This is a genomic window from Natronobacterium texcoconense, assembly GCF_900104065.1.
Classification (GTDB): domain Archaea; phylum Halobacteriota; class Halobacteria; order Halobacteriales; family Natrialbaceae; genus Natronobacterium; species Natronobacterium texcoconense.
In genome coordinates this window covers 1-18,341 of the sequence record NZ_FNLC01000005.1, presented here as the reverse complement: position 1 = coordinate 18,341, position 18,341 = coordinate 1, and the positions used below count along the sequence as shown (strand labels likewise).

General features: G+C 63.2%; 21 protein-coding genes, 2 tRNA genes and 1 rRNA gene. 12 read left to right on the top strand and 12 right to left on the bottom strand.

Annotation, left to right across the window (positions count from 1 at the left end; all coding sequences use genetic code 11):
* The first annotated feature begins 102 nt into the window (after nucleotides 1-102).
* Nucleotides 103-1,689, top strand: coding sequence for a methyl-accepting chemotaxis protein (locus tag BLR35_RS17325; protein WP_090384826.1), 1,587 nt, complete (start codon nucleotides 103-105; stop codon nucleotides 1,687-1,689).
* A 144-nt stretch (nucleotides 1,690-1,833) separates the two neighbouring features.
* Here BLR35_RS17325 and BLR35_RS17320 read toward each other — a convergent pair whose 3' ends face one another.
* Nucleotides 1,834-2,265: a chemotaxis protein CheW gene (locus BLR35_RS17320; RefSeq protein ID WP_090384823.1), complete on the bottom strand. Its 432-nt coding sequence runs from the start codon at nucleotides 2,263-2,265 to the stop codon at nucleotides 1,834-1,836.
* 316 nt (nucleotides 2,266-2,581) lie between these two features.
* Between BLR35_RS17320 and BLR35_RS17315 the strand changes: the two genes are divergently transcribed.
* The 5 genes from BLR35_RS17315 to hepT all read left to right on the top strand — a co-directional run bounded on the left by BLR35_RS17315 (nucleotide 2,582) and on the right by hepT (nucleotide 6,920).
* Nucleotides 2,582-3,034, top strand: coding sequence for a DUF5807 family protein (locus BLR35_RS17315; RefSeq protein WP_090384821.1), 453 nt, complete (start codon nucleotides 2,582-2,584; stop codon nucleotides 3,032-3,034).
* A gap of 60 nt (nucleotides 3,035-3,094) precedes the next feature.
* The gene (locus BLR35_RS17310) at nucleotides 3,095-3,793 is read left to right on the top strand and encodes a hypothetical protein (protein ID WP_090384818.1); all 699 of its coding nucleotides are present in this window, start codon (nucleotides 3,095-3,097) and stop codon (nucleotides 3,791-3,793) included.
* Nucleotides 3,794-4,045: 252 nt separating this feature from the next.
* A complete protein-coding gene (locus BLR35_RS17305; RefSeq protein WP_090384816.1) occupies nucleotides 4,046-6,016 on the top strand; it encodes a S9 family peptidase in 1,971 nt (656 codons plus the stop codon).
* A 36-nt stretch (nucleotides 6,017-6,052) separates the two neighbouring features.
* Nucleotides 6,053-6,499 carry a type VII toxin-antitoxin system MntA family adenylyltransferase antitoxin gene (gene mntA, locus BLR35_RS17300; RefSeq protein WP_090384814.1) on the top strand — a complete coding sequence of 149 codons (447 nt, stop codon included), beginning with the start codon at nucleotides 6,053-6,055 and terminating at the stop codon, nucleotides 6,497-6,499.
* Entirely contained in the window at nucleotides 6,381-6,920 is a 540-nt protein-coding gene (gene hepT, locus BLR35_RS17295; RefSeq protein WP_342027645.1) for a type VII toxin-antitoxin system HepT family RNase toxin, read from the top strand. Before mntA ends, hepT begins: the two co-directional genes overlap by 119 nt.
* A 13-nt stretch (nucleotides 6,921-6,933) precedes the next feature.
* Here the strand turns inward: hepT and BLR35_RS17290 are convergent, their stop codons facing one another.
* Nucleotides 6,934-8,121: a DHH family phosphoesterase gene (locus BLR35_RS17290; RefSeq protein ID WP_090384810.1), complete on the bottom strand. Its 1,188-nt coding sequence runs from the start codon at nucleotides 8,119-8,121 to the stop codon at nucleotides 6,934-6,936.
* A gap of 136 nt (nucleotides 8,122-8,257) precedes the next feature.
* Complete coding sequence (locus BLR35_RS17285) at nucleotides 8,258-8,710, bottom strand: universal stress protein (RefSeq protein WP_090384808.1); 453 nt, start codon at nucleotides 8,708-8,710, stop codon at nucleotides 8,258-8,260.
* Nucleotides 8,711-9,038: 328 nt separating this feature from the next.
* On the opposite strand from BLR35_RS17285, the gene BLR35_RS17280 reads away from it, so the two are divergent.
* Nucleotides 9,039-9,497, top strand: a complete 459-nt coding sequence (locus BLR35_RS17280; protein WP_090384804.1) for a universal stress protein — start codon at nucleotides 9,039-9,041, stop codon at nucleotides 9,495-9,497.
* On the opposite strand, the gene BLR35_RS17275 is transcribed toward BLR35_RS17280, so the two are convergent.
* Both BLR35_RS17275 and BLR35_RS17270 read right to left on the bottom strand, forming a co-directional pair.
* Nucleotides 9,489-10,061, bottom strand: coding sequence for a GNAT family N-acetyltransferase (locus BLR35_RS17275; protein WP_090384803.1), 573 nt, complete (start codon nucleotides 10,059-10,061; stop codon nucleotides 9,489-9,491). The genes BLR35_RS17280 and BLR35_RS17275 overlap by 9 nt on opposite strands.
* Before the next feature lie 2 nt (nucleotides 10,062-10,063).
* A complete protein-coding gene (locus tag BLR35_RS17270; RefSeq protein ID WP_090384800.1) occupies nucleotides 10,064-10,432 on the bottom strand; it encodes a universal stress protein in 369 nt (122 codons plus the stop codon).
* Between the two features lie 125 nt (nucleotides 10,433-10,557).
* On the opposite strand from BLR35_RS17270, the gene BLR35_RS17265 reads away from it, so the two are divergent.
* Entirely contained in the window at nucleotides 10,558-11,991 is a 1,434-nt protein-coding gene (locus BLR35_RS17265; protein WP_090384796.1) for an ATP-binding protein, read from the top strand.
* Nucleotides 11,992-12,095: 104 nt separating this feature from the next.
* Nucleotides 12,096-13,280, top strand: a complete 1,185-nt coding sequence (locus tag BLR35_RS17260; RefSeq protein WP_090384793.1) for a methyl-accepting chemotaxis protein — start codon at nucleotides 12,096-12,098, stop codon at nucleotides 13,278-13,280.
* 1 nt (nucleotide 13,281) lies between these two features.
* On the opposite strand, the gene BLR35_RS17255 is transcribed toward BLR35_RS17260, so the two are convergent.
* The 5 genes from BLR35_RS17255 to BLR35_RS17235 all read right to left on the bottom strand — a co-directional run bounded on the left by BLR35_RS17255 (nucleotide 13,282) and on the right by BLR35_RS17235 (nucleotide 15,891).
* Nucleotides 13,282-13,860, bottom strand: a complete 579-nt coding sequence (locus BLR35_RS17255) for an NUDIX hydrolase (protein ID WP_090384790.1) — start codon at nucleotides 13,858-13,860, stop codon at nucleotides 13,282-13,284.
* Between the two features lie 54 nt (nucleotides 13,861-13,914).
* Nucleotides 13,915-14,325, bottom strand: a complete 411-nt coding sequence (locus BLR35_RS17250) for a DUF5809 family protein (protein ID WP_090384788.1) — start codon at nucleotides 14,323-14,325, stop codon at nucleotides 13,915-13,917.
* 32 nt (nucleotides 14,326-14,357) lie between these two features.
* Nucleotides 14,358-14,738, bottom strand: a complete 381-nt coding sequence (locus tag BLR35_RS17245; RefSeq protein WP_090384784.1) for a DUF5810 domain-containing protein — start codon at nucleotides 14,736-14,738, stop codon at nucleotides 14,358-14,360.
* 40 nt (nucleotides 14,739-14,778) lie between these two features.
* A complete protein-coding gene (gene rimI, locus BLR35_RS17240; protein WP_244510270.1) occupies nucleotides 14,779-15,252 on the bottom strand; it encodes a ribosomal protein S18-alanine N-acetyltransferase in 474 nt (157 codons plus the stop codon).
* Between the two features lie 144 nt (nucleotides 15,253-15,396).
* Nucleotides 15,397-15,891 carry a DUF892 family protein gene (locus BLR35_RS17235; protein ID WP_090384778.1) on the bottom strand — a complete coding sequence of 165 codons (495 nt, stop codon included), beginning with the start codon at nucleotides 15,889-15,891 and terminating at the stop codon, nucleotides 15,397-15,399.
* A 408-nt stretch (nucleotides 15,892-16,299) separates the two neighbouring features.
* Between BLR35_RS17235 and BLR35_RS20820 the strand changes: the two genes are divergently transcribed.
* From BLR35_RS20820 to BLR35_RS17225, 3 genes are all read left to right on the top strand, one after another.
* Nucleotides 16,300-16,467, top strand: a complete 168-nt coding sequence (locus BLR35_RS20820) for a hypothetical protein (protein WP_170831068.1) — start codon at nucleotides 16,300-16,302, stop codon at nucleotides 16,465-16,467.
* 35 nt (nucleotides 16,468-16,502) lie between these two features.
* Nucleotides 16,503-17,222 carry a DUF7119 family protein gene (locus tag BLR35_RS17230; protein ID WP_090384775.1) on the top strand — a complete coding sequence of 240 codons (720 nt, stop codon included), beginning with the start codon at nucleotides 16,503-16,505 and terminating at the stop codon, nucleotides 17,220-17,222.
* Nucleotides 17,223-17,312: 90 nt separating this feature from the next.
* A tRNA-Lys gene (locus BLR35_RS17225) sits at nucleotides 17,313-17,386 on the top strand.
* Nucleotides 17,387-17,843: 457 nt separating this feature from the next.
* Here BLR35_RS17225 and BLR35_RS17220 read toward each other — a convergent pair.
* Both BLR35_RS17220 and rrf read right to left on the bottom strand, forming a co-directional pair.
* A tRNA-Cys gene (locus BLR35_RS17220) sits at nucleotides 17,844-17,919 on the bottom strand.
* Nucleotides 17,920-18,057: 138 nt separating this feature from the next.
* Nucleotides 18,058-18,179 (bottom strand): 5S ribosomal RNA (rrf, locus tag BLR35_RS17215).
* Nucleotides 18,180-18,341 lie beyond the last annotated feature (162 nt).

The following is an 18,341-nucleotide window of genomic DNA, read 5'->3' as shown; positions in this document are numbered from 1 at the left end:
GTTCGGTTCGGTTATGACCGGTTCGGCCGCTCGAACCCGTCCTGTGGAGCGAATCCGCCGCGAGATTTATCTACCCGCAGTATACCATTTAACATGGTACCAATGGGCAAACAAGCGACAGATGGTGGCTACGGGGCACGGCAACCAGCCAGCGGGTCGGGGCCCGATGGCGAGCCAGCCACCGACGCGGAAGGCGGCGGAGAGCGGACAGAAGACGCCGACTCGCTCGAGAGGGCGGACGGCTCCGACGAAGAGGGGGCACTTCGGCGGGCCGGCTATCAACAGCTTTTCGACGGGACGGGGATACCGACGTTCGTTCTGGACGCGGACGGGAAGATCGCCGAGTGGAACGCCGCGATCGTCGAACTGACCGGCGTCTCCCGCGAGGAAGCGATCGGCCACGACCACGTCTCGGAACTGTTCTATCCCGATGGACGGCGTGCCGACACGCTCGCGGACAAGGTGTTGCAGGAACCCGACCGCGCTCACGAGGAGTTCGGCGTCGAACGCCGCGATCCCGACCGGAACCGGTACGGCGATACGAGTACGATGGTCGACCGTCACGGCGACGAGAAACACATCGATTTCTCCGCGACGCCGCTGTACGACGGCGACGAACTGATCGGCGTCATCGAAGTGGTCGTCGATCGAACCGACGTCGTCACCGAACGGGACGCCACCGCCGATCTGGTCCGGGAGATCCAGTCGACGGCAAACGAGATCAGTCGCGGCGACCTCACCACACGCGCACAGCGCAGCGAGGAGTTCGAGACGCTCGATTCGGAACTGGTGGCGGTCATCGACGACGTCAACGAAATGGCCGACAGCCTCGAGACGCTGACCGGCCGTGTCACCGAACGGGCGGGCGAGATGGAGGCCGCCGTCGACGAAACGACCAATGCAGCCGACGAGATCGCCGAAAACGTCGGTGAGCAACACGAACTGCTCGAGGACTCGGTCAACGAGATGCAGTCGTTCGCGGCCGCCATGGAGGAACTGGCAGCACAGGCCGACGAGGTCGATTCGGCGGCCGAAGCCGCAAGCGGCGCGGTCGAACGGGGGCTCGAGGCCGGGGCCGACGCTCGCGAGGCGACGAAAGACGTCGTCGAGATCGGTGACGAACTGGTCGAGAGCGTCGACGCACTCTCGGCACAGATGGACGAAATCGTCGACGTCGTCGAGGTCATTTCGGACGTCGCCGACGAGACGAACCTGCTCGCACTGAACGCGAACATCGAGGCGGCGCGAGCGGGCGACAGCGGCGACGGCTTCGCGGTCGTAGCCGACCACGTCAAGACGCTTGCCGACGAGACGCGCGATCACACCGAAGAGATCACGGCGAGCCTCGAGGAACTACAGCACCAGTCCGACGAGACGACCGAGGCCGTCGAGCACTCCCACGAACGGATCGAACACGCCGACGATCAGATCGAGGACGTCCTCGGTGCGCTCGAGGAGATCACGGACTCGGTCGACGAGGCGACGAACGGCATCTCGGAGGTCGCTCGCGTGATCGACGATCAGACGGCCAGCGTCGAAGAACTCACGGCGACGATGGAAACTGTTCGCGACCGCTCCGACGAAAGTGAGGCAGCAGCCCAGCGGGTCGTCACGGCGACCACCCAGCAAGAACGGACGATCGACCGGCTCATGGCGGGCGTCGACGAGTTACAGACCGACGACACCTGATCCGGATCCGAACGAACGACAATACGGACACAGGAAGGGACGGACGACGCAAACGAGAGACCACCGAACTAGTCCCGTTCCAGACGTCGACTGCGGGGTCGAACCGAACCACAGCGCGGATTCGACCCTGCAGTTCAGACCACACTAGATACGGACGTCCGTCGGATCGACCCAGAGAACGAACTCGTCGTCGCGGCGAATAACGCCGGCGATCCCCTCGCCTTCGACGGACGTATCGACGTCTCGAGTGTGTACTTCCCGGACCTGGTGGACTTCGTCGGCGAGCCAGCCGATCCGTTCCTTGGAGTTTCGTTTGCGCTTGAAGACGATGATTCGGCTGCCGAGGTCCGACTCCTCGTCGCCGAAGATCTTCCGCAGGTTGACGATCTTCGTCGTCTCGCCGCGGAGATCCATGACGCCCTCGACGTGGTCGGGCGTGTTCGGAACCGACGTCAGTTCCTCCGTGTTGACGATCTCTGCGACGTAGCCGATGTCGACGCAGTAGCGGTTCTTCCCGAGCGTGAACTCGAGAACGTTCGTGCGTATTCCGTCCGTGGTCTGTTTCGTCGTAGACATGGTCAGTTGCGTTCGTTCGTCGGCGTCGGGAGACTCGAGCGTGAATTCGGGCCCGAACTCGAGTTCGAACGGGGCCGACGAGTGCGTTCGGAGCCGATCAGGTTCGGTTCGGCGAGCGGGCGGAGACCGCCACGCCCTCCACCGGAACGAAACGCCGTCCTGTCGGCTCCGGACATAGTCATGAAAGGGAAGGTAACACAGATAAGTGTTTTTGCAGCGCAGCGGCGGCGTCGGGCGGCGGCCACAACGTTCATCTGCGGCGGTTCGACGGCCCGGTGTCGCGGCTTTTATCCCGCTCGAGGGCCGACAGCGGGTCATGAGTGACTTGCGCGCCCGTGAGGAGTTTCTCGCCGGCGACCGGCCCGACGACGTCGCCCTCTTTCTGGCAGATTCGTTCGTCTCGGACGACCGCCTCGAGGAGTTCGGGGAGCGCGTCGACGACGGCACCTTGATCGTGGTCGACGGCGAACGTGGCCGGAACGCGTTCCAGGCTGCGACGGGTACCGAGGCGATGGGATTCGCACGGTCGGCGATGGATCTCGAGGGAATCGTCGACGGCGACCTCGCTGGCGGGACCTGTCCCGAGACGCCCGGCGACGACGCCGAGGACCACGAGATCCAGTTCGTCTTCGCCTTTGCGGAAGAGCAAAACGAGGACGTCGGTGGCATCTACGCGGAGGGCGACGTTATCCACGCGTACGCTCAGTGTTCGTGTGGGGTGGCGTACTCGGATCGGTGGAATCCGAGCGATGCCGACGGCGGCGAGTAAGGTCGGGCCACGCCAACGCTGCCGGCATCCTTTTCAGAACGGAATGGGTAGTTTCGGGCAATGAGTTCGTTCGAAACGTCCCACGACACGGGGCGATTCACGCTGACCGGTCGGGAAGGAAAAGTGATGGGCGGCGCAAGCGTCCTGATGGCGATCAACGTCCTGTTGATGTACGTTTTCCTGGCGACGCCACTCGCCGCCGTCAACGACGTCCTGTTCGGGGCCGCCCCGATCCTCGGCGTGCTCGTCTACGGTGCGGCGATCTTCGTCGGTGAACTGATCGCCGAGCGCGGCGTCAAGGGCGGCGACATGGGGACGGCCTTCGCCGGAATGGTGATCCTGCAACTGGCCTTCGGGGTCTTCGGCGCCGGTGTCCTCCGGTTCGCTCCGCCCGAGTCACAGCTCGCGATCCTTGGAGTCACGGCCATCGTCACCGCGATTATGACGGCCATCATCACCGGCTACGTCTACGCCCGCTCTGCCACCTTCGAGCACTGGGGGACGTTCGCCAACTTCGCGTTCATCGGCGGCGTCGTCGTCATCGCGATCGGCTCGTTCGTCCTGCCGATCCTCCTGCTGCTCGGCTTCGTCCTGATCTTCCTCGGCTTCATGCTCCGACTCGGCTACGAGATCTGGCAGGTTCGCGATCATCGCAACGCCTCGACCGCACTCCAGACGATCGGCGTCTACATCGCCGTCGCCGGTGTCTTCGTCCACGTGCTCCAGCTCGTGATGCGGTACTTCCTCTCCCAGGAGTAACCGTCACCCGGCGTTTTTCGATCGGCCACGAACACGAGTAGCGTCAGTACCGCGACCAGCCCGAGGAAACCCCCAACCAGGTCGTCACCTGGGACCACAGTCGCTCGAGGTCGCCACCGAAAATCGACTGCGTGACCACACCAGTTCCGAAGAAGATCGCGATCAGATGGGCATGGCCACTGACTATCGGAAGTGGATAACTATTCTGACAGATTACGGGATATTCAAGATAACCCTCGATTACCGTACGGTATGCAAACAAACGACGAGGGTCGATCCCCGTACGGAACGTGGCAGTCGCCCATCTCGGCGGAGATGGTCGCGGAAGGGAGCATCGACTTCGGCCACCTGACTGTCGACGACGAAACCGTCTACTGGCGAGAACAGCGCCCGGACGAGGGCGGCCGCGGCGTCGTCGTTCGCCGCGACGGTGACGAACTCGAGGACGTCACTCCCGAAGACGTCGACGTCCGAACGCTCGTCCACGAGTACGGTGGCGGCGACTTCGAGGTACGGAACGACGTCGTCTTCTTCTCGAAAGACGACGACCAGCGACTCTACCGACAGTCGATCGGCGAGGAACCGAAGCCGATCACCCCGAAACCCGAGACCGAGCAGGGTCTTCGGTACGCGGACTTCGAAGTGAGTGACGAGGGATACCTGTACTGCGTCCGGGAGAACCACGACGCGGCGGCCGAGGACGGCGACGCCGACGAACCCGTGACGACGCTGGCCCGAATACCTATCGACGGGAGCGAGGAGCCACGGATCGTCGCCTCGGGTCACGACTTCTACGCCGCTCCCCGGCTCTCGTCCGAGGGCGACCGACTCGCCTGGCTCACCTGGGACCACCCCGGAATGCCGTGGGACGGCACCGAACTCCACGTCGCCGATGTCGCCAACGACGGCGGCCTCGAGAACGAACGCGTCGTCATGGGTGGCCCCGCCGAATCTGTGTTCCAGCCCGAATGGGGAGCCGACGGGACGCTTCACGCCGTCTCGGACCGGACCGGTTGGTGGAACCTCTACCGACTCGAGGACGACGAGTGGGTCTCCTACCGCGAAGAGAAAGCCGAGTACGGCGTTCCACAGTGGCTGCTCGGCTTCTCGACGTACGGCTTCCTCGCGGACGGCCGCGTCGCGACGCTCGTCACCCGCGACGGGGAGAAGACGCTCGAGGTTCTGGGCGAGGACGGCGACCGCGAGACCGTCGACCTCCCGTCCGCCACGTACGCGCCGCGGCTCGTCACGGACGGCGAGTCGGTCGTCGTCCCGGCCGGCGGGCCGGCCACGCCGACCAGTATCGTGCGGTGGTCGCCGGGCGACGGTCGGGACCACGAGGTGCTTCGCCAGGAAACCGACGCCGACGTCGACGACGACTACCTCTCGAGACCCGAGCACGTCACCTACGAGACTCGAGACGGCGCGAAGTCCCACGCGTTCGTCTATCCGCCGACGAACCCCGACGTCGAACCGCCGGAAGACGAGACCCCGCCGCTGCTCGTGACCGTCCACGGCGGCCCCACGAGTTCGACGGGGCCAGCGTTCGACCTCGGAATCCAGTACTTCACCAGTCGCGGCTTCGCCCTCGCGGACGTCAACTACCGCGGCTCGACGGGCTACGGCCGGGCGTACCGCGAAGCACTGTACGACGAGTGGGGGCACGTCGACGTCACCGACTGTATCGACGCCGCCCGCCACCTCGCGGACGAGGGACGAGTCGATCCGGACCGACTGGCGGTAAGCGGCGGGAGCGCCGGCGGCTTCGTCGTCCTCTCGGCACTGGCCTTCCACGACGACTTTACCGCCGGAACGAGCTACTACGGCGTCGCCGACCTCGAGCGCCTCGCCGAACTCACCCACAAGTTCGAGTCGCGGTATCTCGACCAGCTGGTCGGCCCCTACCCCGAGGCCGAAGCGAGCTACCGCGAGCGATCCGCCAGCCACCACGCCGACGAAATCGACGCACCCGTCCTGTTACTCCAGGGCGAAGACGACCCCGTCGTCCCGCTCTCGCAAGCCGAAGACATGGCCGACGCACTCGAGAAGAACGACGTCCCACACGAACTGGTGGTCTTCGAGGACGAACAGCACGGGTTCCGCAAGGCCGAATCGAGGAAGCGAGCGTCCGAACTCGAGCTGTCGTTCTACGGCGAGGTGTTCGGGTTCGAACCGGCGGACGAGCTTCCGGCGGTCAAACTTTCGATAGGCGACAAAGGGTGACAACAATATAAGGCGATGTAAGACGTACTCGACTCCATGCGAGATGACGCTCGCGTCTCGAGCGACGACGTAGCCGCTAGCGTCGATCTCGAGGGGATCAGATCCGTTCTCGAGAACACCGATGTTCGCTACGCCGTGGTGTTCGGGTCGTACGCGACCGGATCGGAAACCGAGGCGTCGGATCTCGACATCTGCGTGCGATTCGCCGAGGACTGTTCGCGACGCGAGCGGTTTCGACAGCGGAATCGGATCGACAGTACCCTGCAGTCCTACGCCGAACCGTTCGTGGACGTCAGCGATCTCGAGGCGCTGCCGGATACCGTCGCACTGAACGCACTTCAGGACGGGACGCTCCTGTACGGAGATGGGAATCTCAAAACGGCAGACGAGCGCCGACTTACGCAGCGCGTCGACGCCTCGAGCGACCAGCGAACGCAACAGCGACGCGAGTTCATCGATCGGCTCGCCGAAGGTGACGTCTGATGGTAGACGAGGACGTCGTCGTCGATCGACTCGAGTTGATCAACCAGTACACGAAGAATGTAAAGATATGCGAGAGATCTCCAAAGCGGAATATATCGACGACATAGTCCGTCAGCGAGCCGTCGAACGATCACTGATGAACGCGATCCAGTGCTGTATCGACCTGGCAGGACATATTCGAGCCACCGAAGAACTCGGTACTGCCGAAACCTCGCGCGAAGAAATCGAAGCGCTCGTCGATGCAGGGATCATTTCCGCTGAAACAGGTACGAAGCTCGCTGAGGCGGTCGGTTTTCGAAACCATCTCGCATATCGGTACGGTGACGTCGATCACGATATCGTATACGACGTGTTGCAAGAGGATCTCGAGTGGATCGATCGGTTCCAGCAGGAAATCGCAATGTGGTTCCGAGATCAGTAGCGTTTACGCTATTCTAGGACTCTGACTCGTTCTCACCGTCCTCCTCGTTCTCGACGACGTCCCGGAACGCGTCCAGAATGACCTGTTTTGCCACCGCGCCACGGGAAGTCCAGTGGGTGGCGTAATCGAGCATGTCGTCGTAGATGTCGGGCTTGCAGCCCGCGGCCTTCGGGTGGCCGCCGCCGTTTACCTTCCCCGCGACCTCGTGGCAGTGGTCGAACTCGTCGGTGCCCCGGATGGAGGCCGATCCCGCGGGCTTGACGACTACCGACGCGTCGGCTCCCTGCTCGCGCATCGCCTCGGCGACCTCGTTCTGAGAACAGCGGCCGTAGGTGACGCCGACCGTGTAGTCACCGATCTCGCGGAACTCGGCGCGAGTGACCGCCTGCTCGATCAGTGCCTCCTTCTCCACGCGGCGTTCCTCGATGAACTCGCGAACCCAGTCGGGGAGGTCGACGCCGTACTCGCGGACGACCTCGACGTACTCGGCGGGATCGGTCCAGTAGGCGTAATCCGCGAGGTCGTCGCTCCGTGGGTCTTCCCGCAGCCAGAGGTCGTGATCCCGCGTGACCGCGGCCAGTTCCTCGTACACCGGGGAGAAGTCGTACTCGAGCGACCGGTAGACGACGTCGGCGGAACACTCCTCGTCCGAGTCGCCGACGACGAGGTCGACGCCAGCGTCTCGAACCGACTCGGCGACGTCGTCGTCCCACTGGTGGTGGTCGTACCACGCGACCGACTCCGCGGTCTCGAGAGCGGCCGCGAGTTCGTCCTCGACGTACTCGTACTTGTCCGGCGCGAGGTCACACACGTAGAGATCGATCCCCTCGGTCCCGTACTCGGCGACGCGAGCCAGCGCGTCCTCGACGTCGTGGGGGCTCGCAGGGATTAGTGCGACCTCGTGTGGCGTCGGTTCGATCTCCTCGAGGGACGGTTCCTCTTCGTCGCTCTCCTCCTCGTCATCCTCGGGTTCCGGCACGTCCCGCACGTCGTCGTAGGCCTCCCGCAACAGGGCGACGCAGGCGAGGCCGTCCGCGTCCGGGTCCGCGACGACGGCGACCTCGGCCCCCTCGAGTGCCGCTGCAGTCTGTTCGTCCTCGAGGTCCTCCTCGAGCGTGTCGGGAAGGAAGAAGCCGGTTCCCGGTAGCACGGACTTGCGGGCGAGCGGAAGATCGCCGCTGTCGATGAGTTCGTCGTACATGTCACCTGTTCGGGGGCGGCGGGGGAAGTAAGCGCCGGTCTGATACGGCTTACTGGAAGTCATTTCCGGCGTAACCGCCGCCTGGGTCGCAGTTGCGCCGATAAATCGTTACAGCAATCCGCATGAAGAGCTTCGGTCAGGCGCTGGCTTCCTCGTCTCCACCCGTCGGCTCGAGCTGTCGCACCGTGAGCACGGGAACGGGCGACGTGCGGACGATACGTTCGGCGACGCTGCCGAGCAACAGACGGTTCTCGCCGTGGCGACCACGGGTGCCGGTCGCGACGACGTCGGCGTCGACCTCGCGGGCGTACTCGCAGATTTCGGCTGCGGGTCGACCTTCACGGACGGCCGTCGTGATTTCCCTGTCGGTGCGGTCCTCGACGGTCGCGATCGCAGCGTCAGCTGTCGTCTCGAGGGCGGTTCGAAGCTCCTCTCGGAGCTGTTCGGGAGAGGCGTCGACTTCGCTGGCGTCGACGACCGACAGCGCGTGGACGTCGGCGTCGAACCGCGCAGCGAGGTCGAGCGAGACGTCGACGGCCCGTTTGACGCTTTCGGAGCCATCCGTGGCAACCACGACCGTATCGAACATAGACGTAAGTTCTCCCTCCGGTGGCTTAAACGTCCTCGCTCGATGCCCGAGTATTTTCTCGAGTCGTCTCCGTAGCTAGCCCGCTCGGTGAAACAACCACGAAAGTCCCACCCATGTCGGCTGACTGGTCAGGCCATCGTGGGTGGGACTGAAAGGGGCTGACACGCTCGAGGAAGCACGACGACGTAAGCACCACAACGAAGTGAGGAGCGCAGCGAGTCGAGCGAGTCGAGCGTGTCAGGGGCTTTCGTGGTGTTCGCTTTATCCTGACAGCAGATTCAGGTCGGCGGGGAGAGCTTTTTTGCGTCGGCGCGACACACTGCCGCGTATGGACGACACCGAGCAGTTTTCCGTCGATACCGTGCTCGCACCGGTCGACGGAAGCGACGAGTCCGCCACCGCCGTCGAGTACGCCGTCGCCGTCGCAGAGCGGTACGACGCAGACGTTCACGCCCTGTTCGTGCTCGGGCGCGGCGTCGTCCGCGGGCTGGACGCCGGAACGGTCGACGAAGACGACATCGCCGAGAAGACCCAGGCGTTTTTCGACGACGTCAGTCGGATCGCCGACGACGCAGACGTCACGCTCACGACCTCCGTCGACGACGGCTTCTCCCAGACCCGCAAGACCCGTCACCCTGGCAACGTCGTCCTCAACACTGCCGACGAGATCGACGCCGACTTCATCGTCCTCCCACGAGAGCCGGTCACCGAACCCTCCGCGGAGGTCCTCGAGAAAGCAGCCGAGTACGTCCTCTCGTACGCGAGCCAGCCGGTACTGTCAGTCTAGCAGGATCGCCATCTCCTGTTCGAAACTCTCCGACCCGGTCGCCTCGAACCCGACCCGTTCGTAGAGGGCGATCGCCGAATTGTTCCAGCGTTCGACCGTGAGCCAGACGTGCGTGATACCGACGTCGCTGGCGTGACCGAGCAGGTTCTCGAGCAGCGCCGTCCCGATTCCGGCTCGCTGGTACTCCTGAAGGACGAAGATAGCGAGTTCCCACTCGACGTCGTCGTCGACGGTTCCGTCCTCGATCGTCGGCGGTTCGTCCGCGTCGGGGACGAGCATCGCGTGACCGATCACGTCCTCGCCGTGGCGTGCGACGACGTTGATGCTCTCGTCTGCGATGGTCTCGAGCCAGCTACGGATGCGCTGTTCGCCCGTCGGTGGGATTCCCTGGGCCCGGTCGGTGGGATCGAACGCGTCGTACATCGCGACGACGTCGTCTATGACGTCGTCGAACGCGTCCGGTCCTCGAATCTCGATCGATCGTTCCGCCCCGTCGTCGAAGGTCGTCGGCGGGGATGGGAACGAGCCAACCGCTTCGTCCGGGTAGACGCGCGCTCCCGACATCGTTATCGCACCAGTTTGACGGTCGTCGGAGCGTTCAGCAGAACGAATTCGGTGATCGGGCCGAGCTGGATCTTCCCCATCGGGCTCAGCGTGCCGCCGCCGATCACCAGCTGGTCGAACTCGCCCTGTTCGGCGTAATCGACCAGCGAACTGCCGGGATCGCCCTCGAGGGTGACGACCTCGGCGTCGACGTCGGACTCCGCGAGGAGTGTCTCCACCTCGTCTTGCATCTCTTCCTGGGATCGTTTCGACTCCGGCTTGTCGAGTACTGCGATCGTGAGATCGTCGCCGACCGCCTCGGTACGACTGATCGTCTGCCGGAGCGTTTTCATCGATTCGTCGCTGCCCCCGAGACCCATCAGTACGTCCATACGAATGCCTGCGAGCCCATGGACGAAAGTCGTTGTGTTGATCCCGGCCGCCGGACCGGGCGACTGGCTCGCATACGATAGTCATGACGACGCTGTTAAGACCATGTGGACGGTACGTCGAACGAATGAATACTGGGGCGCTCGATGTCGTCGAGTTCCTGCTCACGACGAGCGTATATTCCGACGACCGGACGCTAGACGAAAACGACCTCCCGCCGTCGTTTCGCCGGGTGTTCTGGACTGGAGCCGGCCACGATGCGAGCGACGAGGATGGGAGCGAATCGACCGACCCTCGACACGCCGGGATCAGCCGGCCGCTCTCGGCGACGACCACCACTGCACGCGAGGCAACGGGCGTAGAACAGCCCTGGAGCGTCGTCTCCGACCTGATGTTTACCGAGCGTGACGAGTTCTCCGGGACGATCTCGCTCACCCAGCAGGACATGGCCGAGGAGTGGTTCGTCGAACGCGTCGACGACGAACGGCTGCTCGAGAACCCGACGCTTGCGAAACACTTCGAAGAACACGACGATTTCGACGTCGACGTCAGCCACGAGGCGGCCCGCGAGCAAAATCGACCCATCCAGGCCGACCGCGTCTGGATCGACGGCCTGTTAGAGGAGTATTTCGACGAGGAGGAAGACGAGGAGATGCTCGACCTCGTCGACGTTCGCGCTCCCGAGGAGGTCGATACGACGCTGGACGACCTCGTGTTGACCGACGACCAGGAGAACGAACTCGACAAGATCGCCAAGGCGATCGAACATCGGGATTACCTCTCCCAGATCGGCCTACGCGAGATCGGAAAGTTGCTGTTCGTCGGCCCGCCGGGAACCGGGAAGACGTCGACTGCACAGGCGCTGGCCCAGGACATGGACCTGCCGTTCGTCGAGGTCAAACTCTCGATGATTACCTCGCAGTACCTGGGTGAGACGGCGAAAAACGTCGACAAGACCTTCGAGGTCGCGAAACGGCTCTCTCCGTGCATTCTGTTCATCGACGAGTTCGACTTCGTCGCCAAGACGCGACGCAGCGACGAACACGCTGCACTCAAGCGAGCCGTCAACACCTTGCTCAAGAGCATCGACAACATCTCGCTAATCGAGGACGACGTCCTGTTGATCGGTGCGACGAACCACCCCGACCAGTTAGACGACGCCGCCTGGCGGCGTTTCGACGAGATCATCAACTTCCCGAAACCCGACCGCGGCATGCGGGCCGACATCCTCGGCGTCATCACTCGCCAGATGGACATCGAGGAGTTCGACCCCCAGATGATCGCCGAGGCGACCGAAGGGCTGACCGGCAGCGACCTCCGGATGGTGCTCCGGGAAGCCGTCCTCGAGGCACTGACCGAGGATCGGACCACCCTCACGCAGGAGGACCTGCTCCACGCCGTCGAAGAGTTCGAGGAACGAGACAGCCTGAAGAACATGGACATGATCGAGGGCGACCACGACGCGCTGGTCGCCGGCGGCGACATCGGAGCGGCAAGCGACGGCGGCGAGCCAGGCGATACGGGCCAGTCGTCGGGACACGGCCACGATCACGATCACTGATTGCAGCCGGCAGGACGAGACTCGATGCCGCCCGTACTGTTATTAAAACTAACCGATGGCAGGTTGGCGAAAATCCTTATTGCAGTATAGTTGCTCTTCGGAATATGGCGAACGCGGGACACGGCGAACTGTCGGAGGCAATCGATCACGTCTCGAAGCTGCAGGACCACGTCGAAGAAACGCTCAATCTGACGACCGTCCAGAGCGAGGAACTCTCGGACATCTATCGAGAAATCGAAGATCTGAGCGCGTCACTCGAGGAAGTCGCTGCGAGCTCTGAAGAAGTGTCGAGCGCCGCGGAAACCGCACGGGAAAGTGCAGAGACGGGCCATCGAACCAGCGCGGAGGTCTGGCAGACAATGGCCGAAGTCGTCGACTCCGCACAGCGACTCGACGAGGCGACGGCGGAACTCGAGTCGAAGATGGAGGAGGTCGACGCGGTCATCGAGATCATCAGCGACGTTGCAGACGAGACGAACCTGCTCGCGCTGAACGCCTCGATCGAGGCCGCACGCACCGGCGACGGCGGAGACGGGTTCGCGGTCATCGCGAACGAAGTCAAGTCACTCGCCACCGAAACCAGCGATCACGCCGACGACATCTCCGATCAGCTCACGGAACTCCAGCAACAGACAAGCACGACCCGCGAGGAAGTCGAACAGACCGACCGGTTGCTCCGCGAAACCAGCAACGAACTCGAGGACGTCATCGATCGGTTCGAGGCCATCACCGACACCGTCGACGAGGCAGCAAGCGGTATCACCGAAGTCGCAGCGGTCAACGACGATCAGGCCCAGACCGTCGAAACCATCGCAGACAGCGTCGAACAGGTCGACGAGCGATCAGCCCGGATCAACGGGGAGATGAACGAAGCCGGAACACTGGTCGACCGACAGGCCGAGATCGTTACCCACCTCACGTCGTACGTCGACAACCTGCCGGGGATGGCCTACCGCGTCGCGAACGAAGACGGGTGGCCGGTCATCTTCGCCTCCGACGGAACGAAGCGACTCACCGGCTACGACAGCGAGCAACTGGTCTCGGGCGAAATCTCGCTCGGCGGCGACGTCATCCACGACGACGACAGCGACGCGGTCTGGGACGCCGTCCAGGAAGCGCTCGAGGACCGCCGCGAGTTCGACATCGCGTACCGGATCGAAACCGCTCGAGGCGACGTCGTTCCAGTCCGCGAGCAGGGACAGAGCGTCGTCGACGATCAGGGAGACGTCGTCGCCATCGAGGGTTTCATCTCGCGACGCGAGACCGAAGAGATACAGCGTCTCTACTGAATTACAGCAACCCGTCTTCTTTCGCCAGCAACAGCGCCGTCATCGTCGAATCGTTCGCCGGCTGTTCCCGTGCCCGCTCGAGCGCCGACTCGACCGGGACCGTCGTCACCTCGAGGAACTCGTTGTTGTCCATTTCCCGCTCACCAGGTTCGAGGCCCTCGGCGTAGACGATGCCGCGGTCGTGCTGGAGAACGCCGGTCGCGACGGCGTACTCCTGAAGCAAGGCCGTACTCGAGGGACGAAATCCGGTCTCCTCCTCGAGTTCGCGCGTAGCCGCCTGCGTGTAGGATTCCCCGTCTTCGACGATGCCGGCTGGGAGTTCCAGATGCGTTTCGCGGATCGGCGGTCGGTACTGTTCGACGAACAGAAGTCGATCGTCGCCACCGTCCGTCTCGGCACCGTCCGCGAGAAGATCGCCTTCGACGCGAGCGACCACGACGACTGCAGGCGGTAACGACGCCCAGTAGTAGCGTTTCTCGCTGCCGTCAGGCTGTTCGACCAGGTCGTACCCCCCATCGTACCAGTCGGTCTCGTACTCGAGGACCGACTCGCGGTGCGTCCACTCCTCGGGGTTCGTCATCGGAGAAAGCTGTGACCTCGAGCGTCGAATAGATGGCGATGCCAGCCGGTGCGACTACAGTTGCTCCCGGTAAAGCCGGCCGAACGCCTGCCGGCGAAGCGTCGCGACCGCGGCCTCCTCCTCGTCCTGGAACGTGGCTGCGACGGCCTCGTCCTCGGGACCCGCGTGCCAGACGACGTGGTCGACGCGTTCGTGGCCGACCTCCGTGATCTCGCCGTCGTAAGCGTCGCTCCAGGACTCGTACTCCTCGCGAGTGCCGACCTGTACCTCGAGCAAACTCGCAAAGAGGGCGTCGCGAGCAGTTTCGACGACCTCGCCCGTCACGCGGTCGTCGTACTCCTCGCGGTCGAACTCCATGGCCTTCGCGACCTCGCGGACGACCGTCTGGGCCGCGGGGCCGATCGACTCGAACTGCTCCCGTGCCTCCTCGACCGACGACGGCGCGAACGTCCCGACTGTGTGCATAGTAGATCGTACCAGTGGCAGGGAGTTACCAGTTACGCGTCGTCTTCGTCGTCCTCGTGCATCCGTCTGGTCAACTCCCGGGCCTCCTCGAGGACGCCCTCGGTCTCGGCCGTCAACGATCCACGGCCGGGCCCACGGCCCTGTCGGGCGAGTCCACCCTCGAGCGAGTCGGGACGGCCGGGAGTATGATCGTGCCCATGTGCCGACTCGAACTCCGGTGTCTCGATCTCGGGTGCGTACTCGGCGACGATCTCACCCAGTTCCTCGGGACTGCAGTCACTCCACTCCGGAGCGTGTTCCGCGAGCCACTCGTCGTGGTCCTCGCGTCCGAGCGAGGCTGTAATCGCGAGATGGTTCGCGAGATGTGTCGCGTCGGACTGTTCGGCCTCACAGACGGGGCAGGCGTATCCCATACTCGAGCGTACGTCGCGAACGGTAAAACGTCCTCGTCGTCTACTCGAGTTTCCGAATCATCACGATCGCGTCCTCGCCGTCGTAGTAGTCCGGGACGCGTCGCAGCGGCTCGAATCCGAACTTCCGATAGAGGTGTTTCGCCCCGTCGTTTGACTCCCTGACCTCGAGTTTGACGCTGTCGGCACCGTGTGCCGCGAGGACGGGGATCGAGCGGGAGAGCAACGCCGATCCGACACCGTTTCCGCGACGATCGGGGTGGACGGCGACGTCTTTGATGTGACCGAGCTGTCGGCCGACGTTCGAGACGACGTCGCCGACGACGTAGCCGACGACCGCTCCGTCGCTGACGGCGACCAGAAACCCGGGTTCGCCGAGAAAGCGCTCGAACGCTTCGTGCGGCCAGGGCTGGGGAAACGACGCGTTCTCGATTCGAACGACAGCAAGGAGATCCGCACGCTTCGCCGGTCGAATCGAGAGATCGTCGTTCCGGTCCGCCGGGAACTGGACTGTCACGTTCGCGTGTACGGGACGACGGTAAAAGAACCGTTCGCTGACGACTCCGGGAGAACTCATTCCTCCACTTCGTCGTCTTCGTCGTCCTCGTCGATGGTCGTCGTCGGTCCCGCCGTCTGGGTGTCCTCGTCGTCAGCCGTGGAATCACTCCGCCGGGATCGCGTCCATCTCGAACTCCTCGGTGAGCCCTTTCAGTTTCTCGAGTGCGTCCTGTTCCTCCCGGAGGTTCTCCTCGAGCAGGTCCGCAGCCTCGCCCATGTCGAGCTGGTCCGCCAGCGGGAGCAGATTGCCGTAGGCTGCGATCTCGTAGTGTTCGGTCTTCTCCGCCGCGGCCATGTTGTGATAGTCCAGCACCTCCTGGTCGGGATCCATCCCGGTGAACTCCTCGTACTCCTCGATCAACCCCTCGATCCCTTCACACTCCTCTTTCTCCGGTGGCTCACCGAACATCTCGAAGACCTCCTCGAGACGATCGATCTGCTCCTGGGTCTCCTCGCGGTGCTCGGCGAACGCACTGGCGATCTCCTCACGTTCCGTGTTCTCCTCGAGATCCGCCAGCGCGTCCAGTAGCTGGTGCTCGGCGTGATAGATGTCCTCGAGACCGTGCTCGAACAGGTCCTGGATGGTGTCTACGCTCATGTCTCCAGCCCGACGTTCACCGGCAGAGAGAAAAAGCGCCGAGCCTGCGACGGAAAGTGATTCCGTAGGGAGAGATTTCAGACCCGACTCGAGTGATTGCCCGGGCACAGACTGGAACTACGCTCTCGACCACTCCTGCATTCGACGGACACCGCACAGGACATTATCGGACCAGTGGCACGTTTTCGCCAGGAACGAATCACGATACGTGCAGACGTCGAGAGCGACAACGACAGCGAGCAGCAATTTCGAAACCGTCTCGTCACAACCCTCACTGTGCACGTCGAATTTCACGGAAAACCGAATGTCGGGCGTAGAAGTATACGGTAATACCTTCCTCGAGTTCGGAGTAGGTGCACCGTTTGCGAGCACTGGAGAACGTATCCCTACGAAACGCTAACCCACACTATGGGCGACGATGACAGACACGACTGCGGTCGCGAGGTCGATCGGTTCGAAGACCTCGAACCGGGCGCAGGCTGTACGGAAATCTGGGAGTATCTCGCTGAAAAGCGATCCGAAGCCGACGAAGAAACCGACTGCGAAACCAGTACACAGCGAGATTCGCCACGGTAGCGACCTTTTTGCCTCCAAAGCCCATACCGAAGTTCATGACTGACGATCGGCCCGGAAACTCTTCCGACGGCCGCGAGGAGCCCGAACGAAAGCAAACTCAAGGACAGAACAGGCCCGTCCCCACCGACCGCGAATCACCCGTCGGCACCCCCGTCATCCGTGGCGACGAATCGGTCACCGGCAGCCACGCACGCGAAGCCGTCCAGTTCGATCCCGACGACCCCGACAGCCTCGAGAAAGCCGCCGAAACCGTCCGCGAATTCGCCACCGACAGCCACGGCGACGACCACCTCTTCATGCTCCGCGGCGCCGCCGCCTGCGCCGCACTCGTTCGCGGCGAAGGCTCCTACAAGGCCGCCGCCGAACGCGCCGGAAGCGACGTCACCGTCTCCTTCATCCGGAAATGGGCCCGCGTCCACGACCTCCCACGCTCCGTCCGCAAACAGGTCGCGATCGGCGAAATCGCACCCACCGCCGCCAAACACATCGCCCGCGTCGGCGGCGAAGCCCGACTCCTCCTCGCCTGGGCCATCCTCGACGGCGACCTCACCGTCCGGGACGTCCGACACGTCGCAAGCGCCACCAACGACGACACCCCACTCGAACACGCCCTTGCCGACTACGACGTCACCCTCGGCCAACTCGAACTCACGCTCTCCCCGACCACCTACCGCGACCTCCGCCGACGCGCCTCCATCGACGACGTCCACCCCGGCGAGATCGTCACCGACGCACTCGAAGAGTACCTCGAATGATCGAGAAAGAGCAGGAAGGGACGACTCGGGTCGGTATCGTCGGAACGAAAGAAAACGTTTAACCAGTACTCACCGATAGGTGTACCTGCAGGGCCGGTAGCTCAGTCTGGCAGAGCGTCTGGCTTTTAACCAGACGGTCGCGTGTTCAAATCGCGCCCGGCCCGCTTCTCGTCGCGAGCAAATCCGTGAGCGACGAATACGGAACCGGCGGGATTTGAACGCAGGGAGAGCGCAGTCTCGCGAACGGAGTGAGCGAGGAAGCGATCGACCGTGTGTTCAAATCGCGCCCGGCCCGCTTTTGCTCCGAGCAATTACACGAGGAGCAAAGCGGCTAGCGCGATTTGAAGTAGACTAGAAAGGCGCAGCGTAGCGAGTATTTCTGGACGTAGTTCACAATCGCGCCCGGCCCGCTTTCTGAGAGACACTTCGCGGTGATCAGGCCAACCAGCAATCTGAAACTAAGCAGAAAGTTTCGGGACAGTCAACCGGACCAAAGGGTCTCCTGACGGTTACAGTCCGTTTGATTCGATGACCGAACCAATAGACGTCGCTATCGAAATCACCAACAAAGAACTAAGGGTCGATTGGTGGCTGTCGCTCACGAAATTGTTCGAAACAGAAAGCCAAGGGCCGGATTTGAACCGGCGGTGGGCGGCTCTGCAGGCCGCTGCGTTAGGCCGGACTCTGCCACCTTGGCGCGTCTGAATGTTGTTACTGCGTTCGTTTAAGCATAGCGGTACGGCGTGACGACGCCGTCCACAGTGTAATATAAATACAGAAAGCCACAGGCACCTCGACGGTACCTGTGGCTCTGAATTACTGAAATGGAGTATGAATGGGGCGGCGAATCGGCGTTCCCAGAGGGTCTCCCACTCCAGTAGTTACCGATACGCGGGCGGGCTTATCTTCCGTGTTCGGGATGGGTACGGGAGGAACCCCGCCGCTCTGGCCGCCTAACGCCGACTCGCGGAATCGAACCGCGATCATACCAATGCCGGTAGGTCTGACCGTAGTGTACGTGTAGTCCAGTTTGCGTCCGGACCCGTTCTCGCGTCACGGATCCAATGCGATGTAGTGTATGAGTGTGTGGCTCGATCGGTTAGTGCTCGCGGGCTCAAC